The 23,126-nt window shown below is 48.0% G+C and carries 15 protein-coding genes; 12 read left to right on the top strand and 3 right to left on the bottom strand.

The features are described 5' to 3' along the window. Window positions 1–2,136: an assimilatory nitrate reductase catalytic subunit NasC gene (gene nasC, locus ASG81_RS04040; protein WP_056629472.1), complete on the top strand. Its 2,136-nt coding sequence runs from the start codon at window positions 1–3 to the stop codon at window positions 2,134–2,136. Window positions 2,137–2,218: 82 nt separating this feature from the next. Here the strand turns inward: nasC and ASG81_RS04045 are convergent, their stop codons facing one another. Then, a complete protein-coding gene (locus tag ASG81_RS04045) occupies window positions 2,219–3,049 on the bottom strand; it encodes a helix-turn-helix domain-containing protein (protein ID WP_056629474.1) in 831 nt (276 codons plus the stop codon). A gap of 118 nt (window positions 3,050–3,167) precedes the next feature. Between ASG81_RS04045 and ASG81_RS04050 the strand changes: the two genes are divergently transcribed. The 8 genes from ASG81_RS04050 to ASG81_RS04085 all read left to right on the top strand — a co-directional run bounded on the left by ASG81_RS04050 (window position 3,168) and on the right by ASG81_RS04085 (window position 15,639). Further along, entirely contained in the window at window positions 3,168–5,423 is a 2,256-nt protein-coding gene (locus tag ASG81_RS04050; protein WP_056629476.1) for an FAD-dependent oxidoreductase, read from the top strand. Between the two features lie 70 nt (window positions 5,424–5,493). Further along, the gene (locus tag ASG81_RS04055; RefSeq protein ID WP_056629478.1) at window positions 5,494–7,035 is read left to right on the top strand and encodes a response regulator; all 1,542 of its coding nucleotides are present in this window, start codon (window positions 5,494–5,496) and stop codon (window positions 7,033–7,035) included. 36 nt (window positions 7,036–7,071) lie between these two features. Further along, window positions 7,072–8,850, top strand: a complete 1,779-nt coding sequence (locus ASG81_RS04060; RefSeq protein WP_056629480.1) for a cache domain-containing sensor histidine kinase — start codon at window positions 7,072–7,074, stop codon at window positions 8,848–8,850. A 332-nt stretch (window positions 8,851–9,182) separates the two neighbouring features. Further along, on the top strand, window positions 9,183–10,151 hold the full coding sequence (locus tag ASG81_RS04065; RefSeq protein ID WP_056629482.1) for an ABC transporter permease: 969 nt from the start codon (window positions 9,183–9,185) through the stop codon (window positions 10,149–10,151). Then, window positions 10,145–11,005 carry a carbohydrate ABC transporter permease gene (locus ASG81_RS04070; protein WP_056629485.1) on the top strand — a complete coding sequence of 287 codons (861 nt, stop codon included), beginning with the start codon at window positions 10,145–10,147 and terminating at the stop codon, window positions 11,003–11,005. Before ASG81_RS04065 ends, ASG81_RS04070 begins: the two co-directional genes overlap by 7 nt. A gap of 72 nt (window positions 11,006–11,077) precedes the next feature. After that, on the top strand, window positions 11,078–12,625 hold the full coding sequence (locus ASG81_RS04075) for an extracellular solute-binding protein (protein WP_056629487.1): 1,548 nt from the start codon (window positions 11,078–11,080) through the stop codon (window positions 12,623–12,625). Window positions 12,626–12,967: 342 nt separating this feature from the next. After that, window positions 12,968–13,747 (top strand): squalene/phytoene synthase family protein, encoded by a 780-nt coding sequence (locus tag ASG81_RS04080; protein WP_056629726.1) that lies wholly within the window; start codon window positions 12,968–12,970, stop codon window positions 13,745–13,747. Between the two features lie 224 nt (window positions 13,748–13,971). Further along, window positions 13,972–15,639, top strand: a complete 1,668-nt coding sequence (locus tag ASG81_RS04085; protein WP_056629490.1) for an extracellular solute-binding protein — start codon at window positions 13,972–13,974, stop codon at window positions 15,637–15,639. Window positions 15,640–15,693: 54 nt separating this feature from the next. Here ASG81_RS04085 and ASG81_RS04090 read toward each other — a convergent pair whose 3' ends face one another. Together ASG81_RS04090 and ASG81_RS04095 are read right to left on the bottom strand one after the other, a co-directional pair. Next, window positions 15,694–17,295, bottom strand: a complete 1,602-nt coding sequence (locus ASG81_RS04090) for a response regulator (protein ID WP_056629493.1) — start codon at window positions 17,293–17,295, stop codon at window positions 15,694–15,696. Between the two features lies 1 nt (window position 17,296). Continuing rightward, window positions 17,297–19,027 (bottom strand): sensor histidine kinase, encoded by a 1,731-nt coding sequence (locus tag ASG81_RS04095; protein ID WP_056629496.1) that lies wholly within the window; start codon window positions 19,025–19,027, stop codon window positions 17,297–17,299. A gap of 185 nt (window positions 19,028–19,212) precedes the next feature. Here ASG81_RS04095 and ASG81_RS04100 point away from each other — a divergent pair, with 185 nt between their 5' ends. Genes ASG81_RS04100 through ASG81_RS04110 form a run of 3 tightly spaced genes read left to right on the top strand, consistent with a single transcriptional unit; the run spans window position 19,213 to window position 23,085 of the window. After that, complete coding sequence (locus ASG81_RS04100) at window positions 19,213–20,172, top strand: ABC transporter permease (RefSeq protein ID WP_056629498.1); 960 nt, start codon at window positions 19,213–19,215, stop codon at window positions 20,170–20,172. Window positions 20,173–20,194: 22 nt separating this feature from the next. Then, complete coding sequence (locus ASG81_RS04105) at window positions 20,195–21,073, top strand: carbohydrate ABC transporter permease (protein WP_056629500.1); 879 nt, start codon at window positions 20,195–20,197, stop codon at window positions 21,071–21,073. Window positions 21,074–21,090: 17 nt separating this feature from the next. Continuing rightward, window positions 21,091–23,085 carry a hypothetical protein gene (locus ASG81_RS04110; protein ID WP_056629502.1) on the top strand — a complete coding sequence of 665 codons (1,995 nt, stop codon included), beginning with the start codon at window positions 21,091–21,093 and terminating at the stop codon, window positions 23,083–23,085. Window positions 23,086–23,126 lie beyond the last annotated feature (41 nt).

The raw sequence follows: 23,126 nt of genomic DNA on the forward strand, positions 1-23,126 counted from the left end.
ATGAAACCATTAACGGTACTTACTAATAAAGCAGAAGCATCTGCACAATATGATCATATTATGGACACACAGTGTCCTTTTTGCAGCGTGCAATGTAAAATGCAGGTCATGGAGCATTTTGGCGCCGAACGAAATACGTATACCGTACTTCCGAAGCCGAATGCCGCTTCGGAAGGCCGGTTATGCATCAAAGGCATGAACGCGTATCAGCATGCTCTCAGCAGCGAACGTATTACTTACCCGATGGCGAAAGTGGATGGAGCATTCGTGAGAATCAGCTGGGAGGAGGCATACCAGCTGATTCAATCCAACTTTACGGAAATTGGACAGCAGTTCGGAAGCGATGCGATTGGCGTATATGGCGGAGGATCACTGACTAACGAATCCGCTTATTTGCTCGGAAAATTCGCGCGGGTCGCGCTGCGAACCAAATATATCGATTACAATGGCCGGTTTTGTATGTCCGCGGCAGCTTCGGCCGGCAATAAGGCGTTCGGAATTGACCGTGGATTGACCAACCAGCTATCCGAAATTTCATCAGCGAAGTGCATCATTTTGGCGGGGACAAATATTGCGGAATGCCAGCCTACGTTAATGCCTTATTTTACGAGGGCGAAGGAGAACGGCGCATTCATAATTGCCATTGATCCAAGAAATACTGGCACGACCGAGTTGGCGGATTTGCATTTAAAGGTAAAACCGGGGATGGACGCCGCATTAGTCAACGGCATGCTGAAAGTGCTGATGGACGAAGGTTATGTGGATGAATCGTTTACCCGCGACCGCACCAAAGGCTTTAATGAGCTGCAGGAGCATCTTGCGACTGTTGACTTGAACGATATTGCGGATATTACGGGCGTTCCGCTTGCGCAAATTCGCCTAGCGGCCGAATCTTTCGGCAAAGCAGCAACCGGAATGGTATTTACCGCAAGAGGCGTAGAGCAGCAGACGGATGGTTATATGGCCGTGCGGAACTTCCTTAATATGGTGCTGATTACAGGTAAGATCGGTAAAGAAGGCTGCGGTTACGGTGCGGTCACCGGCCAAGCAAACGGCCAAGGGGGCAGAGAGCATGGTCAAAAGGCCGATCAGCTTCCGGGTTACCGTTCGATTGAAAATCCGGCTGATCGCGCTTATATCGCAGACGTATGGGGCGTACAGCCTGACGATTTGCCCGGAAAAGGCGTCTCCGCTTATGAAATGATGGAGAAAATCTATCAAGAGGAGATTCGTGCGCTGTTTGTCATGGGCTCCAATCCGATCGTATCCAATCCTAACGCAAACCTGGTGGAAGAGGGTCTGCGCAAGCTGCAGTTCCTCGTCGTTGCCGACATGTTCCTCTCGGAAACGGCACGGTTGGCTGATTTAATTTTGCCTACTTCTTCTTATTTGGAGAATGAAGGCACGTTAACGAACTTGGAAGGCCGCGTTCTGCTGCGGGAGGCAAGCCGGGCAGTGACGGGCGAAGTGAAGCATGATTGGGAAATCTTGTGCGGCATCGCCCATATCCTTGGAAAAGAAGCTTATTTCTCCTATACGGCTGCAGAGCAAATTTTCGAGGAGCTTCGTATTGCGAGCCGCGGCGGAATTGCTGATTACTATGGCATCACCTATGACCGGCTGCGGCGTGATGAAGGGGTTTATTGGCCTTGTCCAAGCCTCGATCATCCGGGTGAGAAGCGGTTATTCGAGAAGACATTCGCGCATCCGGACGGTAAGGCGGAGCTGATTGCGGTAAACAATCACTTCCCTGATGAACAGGTAAGCGAGGAGTTTCCGCTATATTTGACAACCGGCCGCGTTCTCTCGCATTATTTGACCGGCGTTCAAACCCGGAGAAGCCATACGCTGGCAGCACGCAGCTTTGAATCCTTCATGGAAATTCACCCGAAAACAGCTCAGAAATACCGGATCGAGGATGATTCGTTAATACGGCTGGAGTCGAAGCGCGGAAGCATCGTAGTCCGCAGCAAGCTGACGAGGGAGATTCGGGAGGATACCGTATTTGTTCCCATGCATTGGGGCGATATTCAAAATGTTAACAAAATTACGAATCAAGCACTGGATCCGACATGCAGAATGCCTGGCTTTAAAGTGTGCGCTGTAAACGCAAGGCCGCTTGTGCAAACCATGTAGGACCTGGTAAAAAGTAAATGTGAAATATCCAAAGCAAGCCCCGAAGGAATATGTCCTTCGGGGATTTTTTGCGTAACAGCGCTTATACCCGATTCAGCTTCCGATATTCTGAGGGGCTTATCTTCATTTTTTTTGTAAATATGCGGCTTAAATAAAATCCGTTGCTGTATCCGCATGCCTGGGCAATTTGCTCCAGGGACAAGCGGGTTTCGGTCAGCAGTGATTTGGCCTTATTTATTCGAAGAGCGGCCAGGTAGCGGGACGGCGCTGTTCCTACGCTTCTCTGAAACCTGCGGCTAAGCTGCACCGGACTAATTCCGAGCTCAGCTGCAAGATTGTGCATGCTAAAATCCTCATAGCAATTTTGCTGAATAAAGATCTTGGCCTGTTCAATAAGCGGATCAGTAAGTTTCATCTCCTGATTGACGGGGGCGGTTGCAGTCTGCCGGCAAAATTGCCAAATATCGTTCAGCACATGATTTTGCCAATATGAATTCCGATCTTCGGTATTTAGGGAATGCTTCTTCAGGATCTTCAAGTTCTCGGCCAGACGATTGCGGTGCTGAATGTTCAGCTTGTACGCCGATTCGGCCAGCTGAAGCTGAACGGCCTGTTTGCGTTCAGCCTTGCCGAGTGTATCGCTTGAAAGCGATTCGAGCGTAAAACCGATGAAATGAAAAGTTAATGCATGGATTACGCTGCGATGAAAGCTGAGGCCCGGCGGACAGACGATAACGTCTCCCATGCGGGCCGTTCCCTCCGCTTCCCCAATCCGATAGGCGAAGCTCCCGCTCTCCACTGCAAACAGCACCCAATACTCATATGTATCCACGCTTAATTGAAACCGGGATTTGCTGTTCCAAAATATATGATGAGAAAGAATAGGATAAAAGCTTGAGCTTTGAAGTATCATCTAGCTGCACCTCCAAGGGTGAAATAAAGTATATGGTTATATGATAGCGCAGTGCATGTTAAAGCACTAGCCTCCATATTATGATGAATTCAAATCTATTTAATGGAGGGATTGTCTTATGAAGAGTGAACATATTGTATCCGATATTACCGTTATCGGCGGAGGGCTTGCCGGTGTATGTGCCGCCGTCGCTGCTGCCCGCCTTGGGCAGACTGTATCCTTAGTAAATAACAGACCGGTTCTCGGTGGCAATTCAAGCAGTGAGGTCAGGGTATGGGTATGCGGCGCAACGGCGCATGGAACGCAGCGTTTTGCAAGAGAAACCGGCATCATGGGTGAAATGTTCGTCGAAAACCAATACCGTAACCCCGAAGGGAATCCATATTTATGGGATCTTGTTGTGCTTGAGACCGTTCGCGCAGAGAAAAATATCCGTTTGTTTCTCAACACCGATGTACATGAGGTGGAAGCGGACGGACCGGAGAATGACCGGGTCATTCGAGCCGTAACAGGCTGGATGATGGGCTCAGAGCGTAAAATCCGTTTCGACAGCAGCATGTACATCGATTGTACCGGCGACGGTCTCGTCGGTTTCCTTGCCGGAGCGAAATACAGAATCGGCCGTGAAGCGAAGGATGAATACAACGAGGATTGGGCGCCGGAGGAGGCTGATGACATTACGCTCGGCAGCACGCTGCTCTTTTATACGAAGGAGGCCGACCGGCCGGTCAAATTTATTCCGCCCAGCTTTGCCAAGGACATCACGCAAACGACGATTCCGATGAAGCGGGTCATCCGCAGCGGGGATTCGGGATGTCACTATTGGTGGATCGAATGGGGCGGAGAATTGGATACGGTCCATGACAACGAAAGAATACGCGATGAGCTGTGGTCGGTTATTTACGGGATATGGGACTATATTAAAAATTCAGGCCAATTCGATGCGGAAAAGATGACGTTGGAATGGGTCGGATCGATTCCCGGTAAACGGGAATATCGGCGTTTTCTCGGGGATTATGTGCTGAACCAGAACGATATCATCGCGCAGGAGCCATTCGAAGACCGTATCGCCTTCGGGGGCTGGTCGATCGACCTTCATCCCCCGCAAGGCATGTACTCGGCAGAAAGCGGTTCCAAGCATCTCTATTCGGACGGTGTCTACCACATCCCGTTCAGAAGCTTGTATTCAAACAATGTCCGCAATATGCTGTTTGCGGGCCGGGACATCAGCGCGACACATGTCGCCTTCGGCACGACAAGAGTGATGGCGACCTGTGCCGTTATCGGGGAAGCGGCAGGCAGCGGCGCTGCGCTTTCCCTTCAGAAAGGAATTACTCCGCGTATGCTTAACCGCGAATATATGAATGATTTGCAGCAGGTTATGCTGAGGCAGGATGCGTCAATTATCGGAGTGGCCGGAGATGATCCGGACGATCTGGCGAAATTCGCCCGTGTTACCACATCCAGCACGCTGGAGAGGATTGCGATTGAAACCGCCGTATATACAAATCCGCTCGATAAGGATATCGGTATATTGTTCCCGGTTCATCCTGAGCTGGCCTCGGTGGAGCTGCTCGTCGATGCAAAGCAAATGACGACGCTTGAGGCGGAGCTGTGGCATACTGGCATAGGGGAGAATTATGTGCCCAAGCAGTGGGTGAAGTCAGCCTCCGCAACCGTTGCTGCAGGCAATAAACAGTGGGTTAAACTCGACCTGAATTGGCAGCCGGAGTCAGCTTGCAACGCTTTTGTTATTGTCAAAACGAATGAGGCCATCACGCTGCACGGATCGGACGAGCCGTTAACCGGCGTGCTTTGCTTCGAGAAGGGACCCCGGCCGGTCGTATCCTCGCTGCTGGAGGATCATCAGCCCGATCAGCCGGTGGCGCAATGGAGCATGCGTAATTGGAACCGACGGCCGGTATGTTTGCGGGTAACGCCAAATACGGAGTCATACGCGGCAAGCCAGGTTACCGACGGTTATATCCGGCCTTTTGCAGGCCCGCATATCTGGGTATCCAGAAACTTATCCGTAGGTACTGAAGAATGGATACAATTAAATTGGGATAATGAGCAGGAAATTGGAGAAATTCATCTAACCTTTAATGATGACGTAAATGAAGATCTAATCAACCTGCATCATCATCGAACACCTTTCGCGGCCATTCCCGAAGTTGTGCAAAGCTATCGGATTCAAGCTTACATTGCCGAAGAGTGGGTTACGATCGTAACGGAGCAGAATAATTATAAACGAAAAAAAGTGCATCGCCTCAAGGACGCGATTATATCCGACAAACTAAAACTATGCGTAGAAGCGACGAATGGCAGTCCGCGTGCGGAGATTTACGAGATCAGAGTCTATTCTTTATCCTAACCTGTTGCTTTTGGAATCGCTTACGTCATAAACTAGTAATGGCTTTAGCGAATTGAAAGGAGACGATATCATGGCTGCAAAACCGTTGAACATTCTAATTGTCGATGACGAGGTTCCGCTTAGGCAGGAGCTTCGCCTTTTCCCATGGGAGAACTGCGGCGCCGTCTTAATCGGCGAGGCCGGCAATGGCGAAGAAGCGCTTCAAATGTGCGGGGTCTGCGCGCCGGATGTCGTCGTTACGGATATCACGATGCCGATTATGGACGGAATTACACTCATACGGGAGCTTAGGCAAAGATATCCTGCCATTCAAATTATTTTACTGACCTGTCACAGCGATTTTCATTATGTTCAGGATGCGCTCCGGCTTGGAGCTCTTGAATATCTATTAAAGGTATCGATGGAAGAAGAGGAAATGAAGCAGGCTTTGATCAAAGTAAGAGAAGCGGTCGAGAAGGATCGCCGTTTGCGGGAAAATGAAAAATTTGAACGGCGGCTGCTGCAAGCGGCAGCGTTCGGCAAGCTTCTGATTGGTCATGAGCTCAGCAGCGCGGATTGGAAGCATTTCGGACTGGATGGAGCGATGCCTTATTTGTTGGTACGCCTGATCATTGATGCGCCGGATGCGTCTTACATTTCCGCAAGGCAGCGCATTCATCAGACGTTGAATGACAGAGAAGAATCTGATCCAAAATGGCTGACTTGGCTGCCGACTGGCGAGAAGGAATATTTCATTCTTGTGGCGGCGCAGCAATCCGAAGCTCATGCGGCTGAATCGTTTCGCGGAGTCGTGCAAACGTTGGCTGTCATTATGGAGGAATATGCAGATCTGCCTGAAGCAATCGTAACGGTGCATGCGATTGTCAGCGAACCGTTCAATTCGAAGGAAGAGCTTGCTTATTCACTAGCCTATACGACCGAATGGAAGGAAGCGCTTTTTTACGATGGCTTGCCTGTGAGCGGCGTGTTGATAGGCAGACCGCTTTTTTTGACCGGGATGACGGATAAGCATACGAAGGAAATGAATGAGCTGCTAAGAATGGCCAGCAGGTCTGCTGCACTTCTAAAGAACTGCCTGCAAGGGGAATTTCCCGAGTGGTGTGCAGCGCGGCGCATCCGGCCTCAGCAGCTCAAGCAGCGCATGCTGAATTGGCAAATGGAATGGCTGAAGGTGCATGAGGGTGCCGAGCTCGACAGCCGGGCCGTCACGCAATTGATGGGAGCGCAATCCTTGCAGCAAATGATTGTTTGCCTGGTTCATAATATTACAGCAGCCGGGAGCGGCGGGACATGCTCGCGCGTCGAAATCCGCTCCGCGATCCAATGGATTCAAGAAAACATGAAGCAGCCTATCTCACTACGGATCATTGCCGAGCAGGTCGGCTTAAGCCCGCATTATGTCAGCCGTTTATTTCGCGAAGAGACGGGCGATACCGTAAATCAATATATTACAAGGCTGCGGATGGAGAAGGCGGTCGAGCTGCTGAAACGAACGAACAAAAAGGTGTACGAGATCGCGGAAGAGGTCGGAATTCCGAGCTATCGCTATTTTACCGTTACGTTTCGCAATTGGACAGGGGTGTCTCCGACGGATTATAAACGGAATCCTTAATCGGCCTGCGAGCTTGGATACGGGGGGATAGAGGATATGTTTAGGTTGGTCAATTGGTACAGTGGCCTCGGTCTTGCCACGAAGCAGTTTATCTATTTATTCGTTGTGACGCTTGTGCTCGTGATGGTGCTTGCGTGGCGCAATCTCAGTGAGGCTGAAAATCTGTTGAAAAATCAAGTCATTCGCGATGCCGAGCTGCTTGTAGGCCGGACGAATCAATATATTGATGCCAGCCTCGACAATGTTGAAAATATGCTCCTGCAGCTGTCTACCCGTTCCGATCTGCTCGAGGAAGGCAACGAGTCGCTTGCCGCCGACACCCTGCGTAAATTTGCGAATTATAACAGTTCGATAGCAAAGACGCTTTATTTGATCCGTACCGACGGGAAAGTATTTTCGAATGCACAGGTAAATTACGATATTATAGGCAATCCGATGCTGCCGGAGCTGTATAAGCTTGCGCTGGAGAATTACGGAGCGATTAACGTAAGCGAGCCCTATTATTCGCCGATGTCCGGCCAAACGCTGGCATATGTTTTGCCGGTTACCGATTTAAACTGGCAAGTGAAGGGCGTTATCGTTGCCGAGGTGAATCTGGGTATTCTTACGGAGCGAATCACTCCGATGATCTATCAATCGTATGCTTTAATAACGAGAGACGGGAACATCATTAACCGGTTTGATCCCCGGGATAAGCTGCTTCCTTTTCAGGCGGGGACGTATCCTCCTGTGCTGCAGGACAGCTTTCGGGAGCAGCTGGCTTCACTTAAGATAGGGGTCAGCGAAATCGAAGGAACCGGCTCCGAGCCGCTTGTGGCCGTAAAGTCGGCGAAAAATCGTCTTGGCTGGTCCTTGGCCGCGTTTATTGAGGAAGACTATTTTTATCAGGATTTACAGAAGCTTTATAACAATTACCGCACAGCCAGCATTGTGTGGATGATTGTACTGCTATTAAGCGCCTACCTGCTGAGCCGCTCCTTCACAAGACCAATTCGCCGGTTCGTGGAGAAGATGGACCGGTTAAACGATGTCCAGGTTGTCGCTAAACTGCCCGTTACAAGAAAGGATGAGATCGGCCGGCTGACACAGAGCTATAATGACATGCTGGAGCGGATTCAAACGCTGCTGCAAAAGACGAAGTCGGCGGAAGAGCAGAAAAAGGAATATGAGCTGAAAATGCTGCGGAGCCAAATCGCGCCTCATTTTCTATATAATACGCTGGCCTGCATAAGCAGCCTTGCCAAGCAGCAGAGGATTCATGAGGTGCGCGAGACGATTAGATCCCTGGTCAAGCTGTTAGCCTTCAGCTTCGATAAACAATCGGAATATGTCTCGATCGAAGAAGAATTGGAAGGGCTGCGCATGTATATGTACATCCAACAGGTGCGTTATGGCAACCAGTATAAATACGAGCTGGATATTGAGCCCTGCCTGCTGCAATACCGGATTCTGAAGCTGACGCTGCAGCCGCTTGTCGAGAATGCCTTGTTTCATGGCATTTTACCGCATAAGGGAGGGCTAATTGTCATTAAAGGGAAGCTGGAGCGGGGTATTATCAGGCTTTATGTTCGCGATAACGGCATCGGCATTTCACAAATCGAAGTTCGTAAAGCGCTGCACGACAATTTTGAACAGGAACGCTCCAAATACCGGTTTACCGGAATCGGTTTACGCAATGTGCACGACAGAATCCGTATTCATCATGGCGCACCATATGGCCTGCGAATAGGAAGCGCTCATGGCGTTGGAACCGTAATCCGCGTGGATATCCCTGTTCTTACCGAACATGATGAGCGTTTAGGTGTTTTGAGCTAAGCGGAAATGATGGATTTGAAGCCGCCCCACGGGGCGGCTTTCGTATTATGAGGTCAGCCAGAATGATCTGGTTGGCCTTTTTGCATAGGCGTCATAGGATGGCGGTAGCCGGATACCATGGGCAAGAGGCAGCAAACCGATTATGGTTTTACCCTAACGAGTTTAATATCCGCATTTAACAATAACCTTCACGCATATGAAGGTTATTGTGCTGTTTAGAATCGTTCACAGAAATTCATACACTTTTTACGTTTTTATGTATATCGGCCGCTTGAGGCAGTGTTTATACTTAAAACATAGATTGGAAGCGCATTCATAAAAGGAGGGATTACATGGAAGCCAATCGAAGGTATATATCCACCGTACGGATACAGCCTGCCCAGCAAACGAAGCTGCAGTCGGTTCTGAGAACCGTCTGGCGTTTCCGGGCTTTCTACATCATGCTGCTTCCGGGTGTGATTTATTTTATAATTTTCCGGTATTTTCCGATGTACGGAGTCATCATTGCTTTCAAAAACTTCTCGATCATGGACGGCATAACGGGAAGCGGCTGGGCAGACCCTTGGTATAAGCATTTCCAGGATTTTTATCAGTCGCCTTATTTCAGTCAGCTATTGACGAATACGTTATTAATTAGCTGTTACAAGCTAATCTTTGGGACATTTCCTCCAATCTTGCTCGCCCTGCTGCTGAACGAATGCCGCATTCGCTGGTTGAAGTCAATTGTCCAAACGTTCACTTATTTGCCGCATTTCTTATCATGGGTTATTATTTTCGGTATTTTGCTGACGCTGCTTTCCCAGAATGGGGGACTTGTAAACCGATGGATCGTGGAGGCAGGCGGCCAGTCCATTCCTTTCTTGACCTCGACGGACTATTTCCGCGGAATCCTGGTCGGTTCCGAAGTATGGCAAAATCTTGGCTGGGGCGCGATCATCTACTTGGCAGCAATGGCAGGCATCGATCCTACGCTTTACGAGGCGGCCAAGGTGGACGGCGCGAGTCGGCTGCGGATGATATGGCATATATCGCTTCCAGGAATTCAAAGCATCATCATCTTGCTTTTTATACTGAAGCTGGGCCACCTGCTCGATGCCGGCTTCGATCAAATTTATATTTTGTACAACATTCAGGTGTACCCGGTCGCCGACATATTGGACACTTGGGTATATCGAACAGGCTTGCAGCAATTGAATTTCAGCTTGGCGTCGGCAGTCGGATTGTTCAAGTCTCTCATCGGACTGATACTGGTGCTCGGAGCTAACCGGCTGGCGAAAAGGTGGGGTGGAGGAATATGGTAAAAAGCTTGGACGATAAAATATTTAACGGCATCGTATATGTCATTCTCGGGCTTTGCGGTCTTGCCGCCATTCTTCCGATGCTTTATGTGTTATCGGTATCCATCACTCCATTCGGTGAAGTGCTGCGCAACGGCGGATTTATTTTGTTCCCAAGGGAGATCACTTTCACTGCTTACCGCACGCTGTTAACGGAGTCGAACATACCGAAGGCGTTTCAAATTACGGTTCTCATTACGGTTATCGGTACGGCTGTCAATATCGTATTGACCGGATTAATGGCTTATCCGCTCAGCCGTAAAAATCTGCCGGGCAGACAGTTTTTTCTTCTCATGATCGTGTTTACCTTATTGTTTAGCGGAGGAATTATTCCGACCTACTTGGTAGTAAAATCGATGGGGCTGCTCGACTCGATTTGGGCGATGATCCTGCCAAACGCCGTATGGAGCTTTAACGTGCTCATTATGAAGAGCTTCTTCGAGGGGCTTCCCGAAGAATTGTTCGAATCCGCAAGGATGGACGGCGCTAAAGAATTCCGGATTTTGCTCCAGATCGTCATACCGCTCTCGATTCCGGTACTGCTTACTGTCGGATTGTTTTATTTAGTCGGTCATTGGAACGAGTTTTTTCAAGCGATCTTCTATGTGACCGATAGGACACTGTTCCCGCTGCAGGTCATCGTCAGAGAAATTTTGATACAAAGCCAGCAGCCGCTTGAGAATGCAGAGAACGTGTTGCCTACCCAGACGATGCAGATGGCTTCCGTCATGATTGCAAGTTTGCCTGTTATCGTTATTTATCCTTTCCTTCAGAAGCACTTTACGAAGGGGATGCTTCTCGGATCGATTAAAGGTTGATCTAGCTGCCGTATGAATAACTGACCAGCTATACGGGGCTATTCAATAGATAGTGATAAGAAAGGGGATAAAATGATGAGAAAAATGTTTTCTTTTCTGTTAACCATTTCACTGTTAGGAGCTTTGCTTGCGGGCTGTTCGGGAGGCAACGGTACAAACGAGAGTAACACGCCAGGCACTTCCGCTGAGCCGGGTAAAGAAGCTAGCGGTAAGCCGGTTAAGCTGGAAATCATCGGGATCGGCAATAACCTCCCAACGCCAGATAAGGATATCATTAAGCAGGAGCTGGACAAGGCGCTAAACATTGACCTGAGCCTGACCGTCTATCCTTCGAAAGATGATTATATTAACCAGTTGAATGTGCGCATGTCCTCCGGCAATTTTCCGGACTTGTTCATGGTGGACAACCGGCAGCAGCTCGTCCAATTTTCCAATCAAGGCTTGTTGCTTGATTTGACGCCTTATATGGATAAATTGCAGCAGACGGTGAACTACATCGGCGAAGAAAGCGTTAAGAAGAGCATGGTGGACGGAAAAGTTTTTGCCGTTACCAAATCGCCGCAAATTCCTTATAATACCCTTTGGATCCGCAAAGATTGGCTGGATAAGCTGAAGCTGCAGGTACCGACGACTATTGAACAATTAGCGGACGTAGCCAAGGCCTTTACCACTCAGGATCCTGATGGCAACGGAAAACCGGACACGTTTGGTTTGACGGGAGCAAAGCTGGGCGCATTTTCTACCGTATTCGGAGCATTCGGCGTAGGTATGCCTGTCGACGTCGGTATGCCTGGAAATTTCTACGAGAAGGATGGAGCTGTCGTTAATGCCTTGTACGATCCGGCAATGAAAGACGCACTATCGTTCATTCAGCAGATGATCGCTTCAGGTTCGGTTGATCCCGAGCTGCTGGCCAACAGCGGACTGCAGCATCAGGAGAAAGCAATTAAGGGGCAAGCGGGCATTGTCTATATCGATTGGCCGAATATGACGAAGCAGCAATTTGTTGATCAAATCAAGACCGTTAATCCGAATGCGGAGTGGGTGCAAATGGCCGCGCCGAGCGGACCAGCAGGACAATTCGACGGCCCGTGGGATATTGGCGCGGCACCGGGGCGGGTTGCTGTTCCGAAGGCATTGGAAAAGGATCCGGAGAAGCTGCAGCGCGTCTTCGATCTGTTGAACTATATCTCGAATCCGGACGGCGGCTCGATGCTCGTTCAATTCGGAGTGAAGGACACGCATTTCACCCTCGATAACGGGATGCCGAAAATGACGGATAAGGCAGGCGACGTCGGTTATTCCTGGCTGTATCAATTTACCGGAAGGCCGGAAATGGAATATTTGCAGGCGAAATTCGCCATGCAGTCCGATTTCATCAAGTTCTCTAACGACCAGCCTCGCATCAAAGCACTCAACGGATTTGTCGATAATCCCGAAGGCTTTAATTCGGCAGACGCCATCCGGTATATCGAGGAAGAGATCGCGAAATTTATTTATAACAAGCGTCCGCTTAGCGAATACGACGCGTTCATCAAAACGCTGGAGACATCCATGAATTATAAAGCGTACCTGGATAGCGGATTCGAGCAGCTGAAGGCGCTGGGGTACGGAGACTAAGGCGTATTTAGCGGGTCGAACGGTGAGTTTATCTTAAGCATATAAGCGCCTATCCAAACGGCAGTTTGCCGATGGATAGGCGTTTTTTATTTTTGTTCCGCGGCATGCAGCGGATGATTATTAAACCGCATTTTTTGGGAGATATTAACGTTATAGCCTAAGGATAAAGGCCCTGGATAGAAGTGTATAGATTAAGCGCTGCCAAAACTTAAGCGGATAGGAGCTGTAAATCGCAGTAACGGTGCACATCTAAATCTATGTATGGTATCATGATAAATATATTAGTAAAATAAGCTAAAGCCAAGCTGCCATGATGAAGGAGTTTTTATCTTGAATGATGCAATGATCATGTTAAAGAAAACGAGCCGAACTTTTTATATTCCCATTAACCGTTTAAAAGAAGGATTAAAAGAAGCCGTCGCGTCTGCTTATCTATGCATGAGGGCTATTGATGAAATCGAGGATCATGAAATAATTGCGGATGATTTGAAGGTGAAGCTCTTACTCGGGATCCATGATATATTCCAATCCACTGACGTTATCGCGGGCACGCAAAAGCTAATGGCCCCATATAGCAAAGTGCTGCCAGCCGTTACCTTGCAGTTGGACGAGTGGGCACAGCTTTGTCCTCCTTCCGTCGCCGAAGTGGTATACCGTTATATTGCGATGATGGCCAAGCAGATGGCTGATTGGGTTCATGAGAGCTGGAACATTCGAACGGAGGACGATTTGGACCGTTACACCTATAGCGTAGCCGGTATGGTAGGGGAAATGCTGTCCGAAATATGGTTCTGGTATGACGGTACGAAAACCGACAAAATAAAAGCGGTTGCTTTTGGCAGAGGGCTGCAAGCCGTAAATATTCTTCGCAATCGCACGGAGGATTTGGAACGCGGCGTAGACTTTTTTCCTGATGGCTGGGGGCCGAAGGAGATGATCCAGTATACGCGCCGCAATCTGAAATTGGCGGATGCCTATATCGTGGAATTAAAAGGCGGTCCGGCCTTGGATTTCTGTAAAATTCCGCTTACCTTAGCGCATGCGACGGTTAATTTAATTGCGGCCGGCGGCAATAAATTAACGAGAGATGCGGTTATGAAGCTTGTGAATAGCATTAATTAAACATCCGGCCTAACAAATAAACGCAAAGCCCATCACGATCATCGGCTTGCGTTTATTTGTTTTTGCTTGGTTGGCGGGCAATTAAGCGGACGAGGAATGAGAGCGCAACTTTCGGGTTAGTTTACATGAAGGCTACAATTGTTTAGATTGGGGCATATACGGAAAACGGCTCGGTTTGCTACGATAAATAGGCAGCAAATATACAATAGAGAGGGGAAAATGCAATGATGAAAAGTAAATGGATAGCGATCATGCTCATACTTGCTATCTTAACCGTTGTTGGTTGTTCGAATGGGGGGAATAATGTTTCAAAAGCAGCTGACGAAGAAGCGCCGGCCCAAAATGCCGAAGGGAAATTTGAACCTCCCGTTACGATAACGACGGCTCGTGTTGTAGGGTCGGACTATACCTTTATCAACGGAGAGGATATCAATAATAATGTCCATAATAAATGGGCGAAAGACAAGCTTGGCATAGAAATTAAAGATCTGTGGGATACACCGGATAATGCAGCCTATCATACAAAAATTAGACTTTCACTCACGACGAAAGATCAATTGCCCGATGTATTTATTGTCCAGGACACTAACTTGATTGCGGACTTGATTCAGTCCGGGCAAGTAAAGGATATTGGAGAGGATTTTGAAAAATACGCATCAGACCGGATTAAAAAGGTTTATGCGGATAACAGCGAAGCGCTGAATCAAGTGAAAGATGGAAAGCAGCTGCTGGGTCTTCCGATTTATTCCGGTGGAGACGGGACAAACCCTGTTTTATGGATTCGTCAGGATTGGCTGGACAAGCTGAAGTTGAAAGCGCCTACAACAATCGAAGAGTTCGAGACGGTTATGGATGCATTTACGACTCAAGATCCGGACGGCAATAACAAGAACGATACGTTTGGGTTCAGTTTTTCAGCGAGAAATGGATTTTCTAATTGGATGTCGGATGTCAGCTTTGTATTTGGTGCTTTTACCGGCAAGTTCATTCCAGGGGCATGGCAGAAAGCGGAAGACGGCAGCTTGAAGTATGGATCGGTGCAGCCGGAAATCAAGCAAGGCCTTGGCAAACTAAATGAATGGTACAAGAAAGGATACTTAGATCCGGAACTAGCTGCCGTTGATGAAGTAAAAGCGACAGAAAGCTTCATTCAAGGGAAGTCCGGTATGATTGCCGCTCCATTCTGGTCATATGGCTGGCCGCTTGGGGACGTAAAAGGCGTTAATCCCGATGCGCAGCTTCGGGCATATATGCTGCCTGCAGGAGTTGACGGCAAATCCGCCCGCTACACCGGCTATGTGAATGAAGGCAAGGTTATGATGTTTAACAAAAACTTTAAGCATATGGATGCATTCTTCCTCTATTTAGATAAAATATATGATAGTGCATTCGAGACGGGCGATTTCAAGAATGGATTCTTTGAAGGCTATGATTATGCTATCGTTGATGGAGAGGTTGTTTATGATCCGAAAAAATTCCCTACTCCGCTTGAGAAAGTGGCTTCATCGAGCAAATACAATCTGTTCTGGAACGTTCCGGCCATTCCTTTCCAAGGCTCTGCAAACTATGATTATATTTTCAAAGGGAACACACCCACGACAAAAGCACATAAAGAAATATTGATTCAGCCTGAGGAGCAGGTGCGCGCCGGTGCGTTGAATTATGAAATGACAGGCATTAACGCGCCTACCGAATTTTTGGGAGCGCCTACGGAAACGATGAGAAGCAAGGGCGAAAATTTAAAGACGATGGAGCTTGAAACATTTGCCAAAATTATTTATGGCAATGAGCCGTTGGATAAATTCGATACGTTCGTAGCGGATTGGAAGAGCAAGGGCGGCGACCAGATCGAGCAAGAAGTGAACGCATGGTACAAGAGCGTTAATCCATAAGAATTGAGAAAAGGCTGGTCTGAGTAACTTTCTACTTAGACGCAGCCTTTTTTTTTATCGATTCCGGTAGACTTGCGGCGTAACGTCGTAATATTCCTTGAACAGCCTTATAAAATATTGTGTTTTCTGATAGCCGACCTCTTCGGAAATATCGGATACCTTCTTGTTCGTTGTCTTTAGGAGCAGCGCGGCTTTCTCCATACGGACTCGGGAAATGTAGGAGGACAAGCTTTCTCCCGTTTCCTTCTTATACAGCCGCGACAGGTAAACAGGGTGAAGGTATACATGCTCGCCAACGCGGGTAAGCGATACGTCTTCCTGCAAATGCTTTTCGATGAAGCTATGGATTTGCCTGATGATATGGTTTCCTCCAGATGACGGCTCCTGAAGCGCCCGTTCGAATTGCTCAATGAGCGGAAATGCCCATTCCTTGATCCTGTATGTGGAGTGAAAATAAAACGGATCATGCAGGAAGGTGGGGCTGTCAATCAGCTCAGCGAACGAATCACCTTGCTTATGAGCAATATACGAGAAGCTGCTAAACAAGTAATACACGACCTCCATGAGATGCTGCTGCGTCTGGTAAGCAGGCATATCAAGCTCCTCCAAAATGGATTGAAGTTTGCCTTGAACCTCTTCCCAGCGTCCGGCATCCATAAGCTGCAATAAAGTAGGCGATTGATGAAGACGTGTCAACGGCTTTAACGCGATCTCGTCTTCGCTGTCATGAAGCTCGATCAAGCGATTATTTGACGTGCCGATGACTCTTCCGAAAACATTTAGCGACTGCAAATATTGACGATGCAGCTCCAGCCTAAAGGAGGTGACGGGCGTTAACAAAACAGATACTGTCCGCTTCATAAAGGTTTCTACCGCTTGCTTCAAGCTGCCAATCCGTTGCTTCAGTACAGAATAAGGCTCGGATGGTTGCAGGGGCATAACCGCTATGATGAATCGATGTGTATCCTTGCAGGTCCAGAGGGAGGGAACTTCATTAATTTGCTCAAAAAGTATTTCCTCCGCCATGTTCAGAACCGCATAACTGAACAGCTCGAAATCTTCGCGGCTCGCTGGCTCATCTCCCGTTTCAATGCGAATCATAGCCAGCACGCAGCTTTGATCGGGCTCAAACGGAAGCTGCAAAGCATGAAGCTGCCGCTCAAGCTCCTTCGCTTCATATTTTTTGCCGAGCAGCAAATCAAGCAGCAAATGCTCGCGGATGCGAATAAGTCCAAGCTTCAACACATCTTGGGCAGAAGAAAGATTTTTCCTGTTCCGCTCCTCCGTTTCAAGGTTAGCTAAAGCCTTTCGAAGGCAGCTCGTCATTTCTTCCTCGGTTACAGGCTTTAATAAATAATCGACTGCGCCGAGCTGCAAGGCTTTCTTCGCATAATGAAATTCAGAGTACCCGGACAATAAGATAACCTTCGTCCCGGGATAATGCTTCTGCAGCGTTTCAAGCAGCTCCAGTCCGCTCGTCTCAGGCATTCGGATATCGGTTATGACGATGGATAGCTCTACTTGCCTTGCAATGTCGATTGCCTCCATGGCTGAGCTGGCTCGATATACCGAAGATATGCCGAACGTCCGCCATGGAATTTCTTCCTCCAAATAATCGAGTACATAGTCCTCATCATCTACCAGTAATACGTTCATACTAATCTCCCTGCTCTCTGCGCGATAATTGAACAGTTACCCGGAAGCCACCCCACTCATTTCTGGAGAAGCTGAGGCCGGATTCGGGCCCATAGCGATGGATAAGCCGATGATGCACATTTCGTAAGCCGCAGCCTATTTCCTCAGAGGGAGCGGCCGTATTAAATACGCGATCCTCCAGCGCCCGCAGCTCCTTGTCTGTAAGGCCAGTGCCGTCATCATCGACCACTATGATATAGTGCTCCGCGGTTGACATGCCTTTAATTTGTATAATTCCAGCGTCACGCTTCTGTTCCAAGCCGTGCACGACGGCGTTTTCGGCAAGAGGCTGCAGAAGCAGGATAGGTACGGATAGAGCGTGCATGGAGGATGGGATGTCAATCGTATAAGCTAATCTTTTGTTGCGAAGCGACTGCACCTCCAAATAGCTCTCGATTAATCGGATTTCATCCTCAAGCGTCGTTTCCGTACCGGCCTTTCGTGTAATATAGCGGTAAAAATGCGACAGATTTTTGGCCATGGATATGACGGCCGAAGGAGATTTGTTCGCCATGCTTATGATGTAAAACAAACAATTATACAGAAAATGAGGGTTAATCTGCGACTGTAAATGCTTATATTCCGCTTCTTGCGTGCGAACCTTTTCTTCATACACGTTCTCGATTAATGCTTGAATCCGTGAAGCCATATCGTTAAACCGTTCAAATAAATAATCGAACTCGTTATTCGTTTTGACCGTAGCTCTAATGGAATAATTGCCTTCTCCAAGGCTTTCGATCTTGCGAACCAAATAGTTGAACGGTATTCGGAAATGGCGGAAAAATAAATACGAAATAGCAATGCCTGCAATACAGAGAAACAACAGGCTGCCATTGACAAGCCATCTTGCTTCTTGAAGGGGACGCAGAAACTCGTCCAATCGGATATAGCTCACAATCATGCCCCCAAGCGATGGACTGCTTACCGATTGGACCAAATACTGCTCACCGTTCATCTTGAGTACGGTAAGCCTTGGATGAATGGATGAAATATTTACATCAAAGACGCCCCCTGCGCGAAGCTGAGGGATCAATATCCTGTCCACTGTACCATCTGCAATCATCTCGGCTCCCGGATAATAATAGAGGGAAGTACCGTTACCCGCAGCATCCAGCCCTTTCAGCATAGATTGCAAGTATTCGCCGGATAACGTCGTCTCTACAACAGAGACCGTATTGCTCAAATTGGGCGCCGATATGGCAGGGTTAGTAAGAAGCAAATGAAAGGTGAGCTTCCCTTGCTCATTTCGGACAAACCATTGATTTTTTGGCTGCTTAACGAGCTCTTCCTGATTGAATTGGTGGTCTGAAGCCGTTGAAATAACTTCGTTAATCGAAGGAAAGTACACATTTAATTGATCAATGAGCGGCTCGGTCTGACTTTGAAGAATAAGCTTCTCTTCCACGGTCTTCCTCATTAGCAGATGATCAAGATATTCAGGAAATTCAGCTGAGCTTACATATGCCTTTATAGTCGAGTCGTTCACAAGCAGCAGCATTTGCTTCTCGAGCTGCCGCAGCGACTGCTCCATCTGCGCGGCAGTAAACTCCAACTGCTTCGAGGCAGAGGATTCCAGCGTCTGTCTAACCACATTAACGCTCGTATGATTGGCATAAGCGAATAAAGCGGTTGCTGGTATCAACATAGCAGCAAGCATAATAAGAAGCCTGCGAAATAACTTGTATTTAATCAAGCCGTTCACATCCTAAACCGGATATTAGCAAAACAGGTTATGAGTGGGGTTACAGATGTTAAGACCTTGTCATAGGTGGGGTTCTTTGCCGTTGGTATAATAATAGCAGAAGCCAAACAAAGTGCAATCATGGCAATTATCATAATGACAGAGAGGGGATTTACATGATAGAGAGGGGATTTACTATGAAAAGCGGTCTCGGAAAGTCGATCGCACAGCATCCGGCAGATAAATCGGTTTCGAAATGGAAGAGAGGGCTAAGAAAGACATGGCCGCTTCATCTATTAATTTTGCCGGCTACAATAATAGCTATTGTATTCCATTACTTGCCGATTTTTGGCCTCGTTATGGCCTTTCAGGATTATAAGCCTTGGCTAGGCTTCATTAAATCGGACTTCGTCGGTCTGAAGCATTTTTATTCGTTGTTCATGTTTGATGAATCGGTTCAGGTAATATGGAACACCTTGATTATTTCGGTATTGAAAATCGTGTGCGGGCTGCTAGTGCCGATCGCCATTGCTTTATTGCTTAATGAAATTCGCAAGGACGGGATGAAGCGCAGCATCCAGACGCTCGTCTATCTTCCGCACTTTTTATCTTGGGTTATATTGGGCGGTATTTTAATCGACTTATTGTCGGTTAAAGGCGGGATTGTGAACCGCATGCTCATTGACTGGTTCGGTCTGCAGCCTATTTTCTTTCTGGGAGATGGAGATTGGTTCCGCTTCATTGTGGTAGTCAGTGATATCTGGAAGGAGTTCGGCTTCAGTATGATTATTTATTTGGCTGCCATTGCCGGTGTCAATCCTGCCTTGTACGAGGCAGCCGAGGTGGACGGGGCCACGCGGCTGCAGCAAACGATTCATGTGACGCTGCCGGTCATGCTGCCTATTATCGTTGTTGTTGCCACCTTGCAGCTAGGCAATGTGCTGAATGCAGGTTTCGATCAAATATTCAACTTATATAATCCGCTTGTTTATTCCAAAGGCGACGTCATCGATACATTCGTTTATCGCTCCGCTATGCTTAAGGGTGATTTCAGCTTCGCAACCGCGGTCGGATTATTTAAATCAATGATTAGTTTTGTCCTCATTATTTTTTCATATCGGCTAGCTCATAAATTCGCGAATTATCGGATTTTCTAGAGAAAAAGGAGGAGAGCGAATAATGTATTATAAATCGACGGGCTATAGAGTCTTCAACGCTTTTAATCATCTGTTCTTGATCGGGTTGTCTCTGTTATGCATACTGCCTCTGCTGCATGTACTGGCGGTATCCTTTAGCGGCAAAGCAGCGGCAACCGCCAATATTGTAAACTTATGGCCGGTGGATTTCACTTTGGAATCATACCAGAAGACAATCGACAATCCGGCTTTCGTTAAGGCGTTGTTTTATTCCGTATACCGAACGGTACTCGGCACGGCATTCGGCATGGCGGTAATTGTTTTTGCCGGATATGCGTTATCCAAAAGGTACACGGAGTTCAAAAGCCGCAACGGCTACATGTGGTTTTTTGTTTTCACCATGTTATTTTCGGGCGGACTCGTACCGGGCTATATACTTATTACTAATTTGCATTTGATCAACACGATCTGGGCGCTCGTATTGCCCTCAGCGCTCAGCGTATACAATATGATACTCCTTATGAATTTTTTCCGTACGATACCTGCCGAGATGGAGGAGGCTGCGTTAATCGACGGGGCCGGGCTGTTTCGGATTTTATTCAGTATCCACTTGCCGGTGTCCCTTCCGGCGATGGCGACGATTACGCTCTTCACGCTAGTCGGTCATTGGAACTCATGGTTTGACGGTCTAATTTATATGATGGATACGAATAAATATCCGCTCGCTACCTTTCTGCAAACCGTCGTTGTTCAGCAGGATTTCAGCAAGATGAGCATCGATCCGGAGGATATGGCTAATCTGTCGCAGCGGACGGTTAAAGCGGCGCAAATTTTTATAGGGGCGCTGCCTATATTGTTTGTTTATCCTTTTCTGCAAAAATATTTCGTAAAAGGTATCGTGCTTGGATCGGTAAAAGAGTAGCTAAGGAGATGAATAAGGTGGCTTTTCAATTTCCGCTTTCAGCATTTTACTGTACCCCTAATACGCATACGGAGATAACCGGAACAAACGGAATTCGTATGGAGACCCCGCCTGAAGGCGGAGGCTTGCATTTGGATACGAGAGAAATGGATCGAATGCTCTGGTCGGAGAATCATTTTTTAACCGCAGAGGTTTACCATGAGTCGCATGATGTGCTCGTTTTGCTGTTTACCTTCCGTGATGCGGCAGATCGTTCAATTACCGTTCATTACGGCATATTACCTCATGTGAAGACGAAGCTTTGTTTCCCTTTGGAGGCACTTAAGGGGGAAAAACTATTTCTGAACCGTTTTCCCGGCGTTATGCAGTCTGTTATACGAGGTGATGCATGCGTTGATCGCCATACCATTATGCATTTGGGCGTTTCCACCATACCGTCGACCGTATCCAGAAGCGTTACCATAACTGACATTTGTTTAGCTTCAGCATTGCCTTCTTTCGATTATGCGTTTACGCCTTACGTGGATGAGCTTGGCCAACTGGCAGGCAAGGAATGGAGCGGCAAAATGTTTAGCTCGAAGCAGCTTGAACAATCTTTGAGAGAAGAGCTGTCGGATTATGAGCAGAACGCTGCGCAGGAGAGCGAGCTATCCTCTTACGGCGGCTGGAAGCGGCTGCGCTTTGAGGCGTCGGGCTTTTTCCGAACCGAGCATGACGGGCAGCGGTGGTGGTTCGTCGATCCGGATGGTTATGCTTTATTTAGTAAAGGCATGGATTGTATCCATCCTGCCGAGGCTATGAAGGTTAAGGGTATGGAGCATCTCATTCCACCGCTTCCGGATAGAGATGGGCCGTATAAGGATGCTTGGATAAATGATGGCTTCAGTTATGGCATAGCAAATCTGATCCGCGCCTTCGGAGAGGAATGGCATAGAGACTGGATGCAGCTTACTGAGCATCGGATGAAGGCGTGGGGAATGAATACGATTGGCAACTGGTCGAGCATCCCCTTTATTCAGCAATCTAATATCCCCTACGTTTATCCGCTGGATGGATTTCCGGAAACAACGGAGACGATATTTCGGGATTTTCCTGACGTCTTTAGCCCGGAATACGACCGGAATGCGAAAGCATTTTCCGAGCAGCTTGCTTGTATGCGCGATGATCGGAGAATGATCGGGTATTTTATGCGGAATGAGCCTCATTGGGCATTCGTTGACGGCTTGAACTTGACGGAGCAGCTGCTTGCTTCTCCGAAGCCCTTCGCAAGTAAGCTCGTTTTCCTGGATACGCTCATTCAGAAATACAGTATGATCAAAAGCTTAAATGAGGCTTGGGGCAGCAGCTTCGAGCGGTTTGAGGATATTTTAGTCGATGGGGCTGCTGCAGGCTCCTGCGATTGGTGGAATAGTGAAGCTCGGAAAGAAGACTTTTTGGCTTTTAACCGAATCATGATTAGACGCTACGTGGAGGTTCCTGCTGCCTATTGCAGGCAAGCAGACCCTAATCATTTGAATCTGGGCATGCGGTATGCGTGGGTGGGCAGCGACGATGTACTTGAAGGCTGCGAGGCCTTTGACGTTTTTTCGGTTAATTGCTATCAAAGCAAGCCTGATCAAGAGCTGATCGAGCGTATTAGCAAGCGGCTTCATAAGCCAGTCATGATTGGGGAATTTCATTTTGGAGCCTCGGATGCCGGAATGCTTGCCTATGGCATAAGGGCCGTGAGCACGCAAGAGGAAAGAGGAAGGGCGTATCAGTATTTTGTCGAGCAGGGGGCAGTGATACCGGAGCTGATTGGCGTCCATTATTTTCAACTAAATGATCAGCCTGTCTTAGGACGCTTCGATGGCGAGAACTACCAGATTGGTGTCGTCGATGTGTGCCAGCAGCCTTATTATCCTTTTGTAGAGAAAATGAAGCTTACCCATGAAAGATTGTATGATGTTCGTGTCGGCATGCTTGAGCCTTACCGGGAATGCCCGCAGGAAATACCGAAAACCGGGTTTTAACAACGATTAAACCACGAGAGAGCGATAAGCCGCTCTTCGTG

The sequence above is a fragment of the Paenibacillus sp. Soil522 genome, from assembly GCF_001428245.1.
Classification (GTDB): domain Bacteria; phylum Bacillota; class Bacilli; order Paenibacillales; family Paenibacillaceae; genus Pristimantibacillus.

Bases quoted from the DNA above. Each gene is read 5' to 3' on its own strand.
- ASG81_RS04050 (WP_056629476.1), top strand. From the start codon at position 3,168: ATGAAGAGTGAACATATTGTATCCGATATTACCGTTATCGGCGGAGGG.
- ASG81_RS04105 (WP_056629500.1), top strand. From the start codon at position 20,195: ATGTATTATAAATCGACGGGCTATAGAGTCTTCAACGCTTTTAATCAT.
- ASG81_RS04070 (WP_056629485.1), top strand. From the start codon at position 10,145: ATGGTAAAAAGCTTGGACGATAAAATATTTAACGGCATCGTATATGTC.
- ASG81_RS04060 (WP_056629480.1), top strand. From the start codon at position 7,072: ATGTTTAGGTTGGTCAATTGGTACAGTGGCCTCGGTCTTGCCACGAAG.
- ASG81_RS04055 (WP_056629478.1), top strand. From the start codon at position 5,494: ATGGCTGCAAAACCGTTGAACATTCTAATTGTCGATGACGAGGTTCCG.
- ASG81_RS04100 (WP_056629498.1), top strand. From the start codon at position 19,213: ATGAAAAGCGGTCTCGGAAAGTCGATCGCACAGCATCCGGCAGATAAA.
- ASG81_RS04065 (WP_056629482.1), top strand. From the start codon at position 9,183: ATGGAAGCCAATCGAAGGTATATATCCACCGTACGGATACAGCCTGCC.
- ASG81_RS04080 (WP_056629726.1), top strand. From the start codon at position 12,968: ATGATCATGTTAAAGAAAACGAGCCGAACTTTTTATATTCCCATTAAC.
- ASG81_RS04045 (WP_056629474.1), bottom strand. From the start codon at position 3,049: ATGATACTTCAAAGCTCAAGCTTTTATCCTATTCTTTCTCATCATATA.
- ASG81_RS04075 (WP_056629487.1), top strand. From the start codon at position 11,078: ATGATGAGAAAAATGTTTTCTTTTCTGTTAACCATTTCACTGTTAGGA.
- nasC (WP_056629472.1), top strand. From the start codon at position 1: ATGAAACCATTAACGGTACTTACTAATAAAGCAGAAGCATCTGCACAA.
- ASG81_RS04085 (WP_056629490.1), top strand. From the start codon at position 13,972: ATGATGAAAAGTAAATGGATAGCGATCATGCTCATACTTGCTATCTTA.
- ASG81_RS04090 (WP_056629493.1), bottom strand. From the start codon at position 17,295: ATGAACGTATTACTGGTAGATGATGAGGACTATGTACTCGATTATTTG.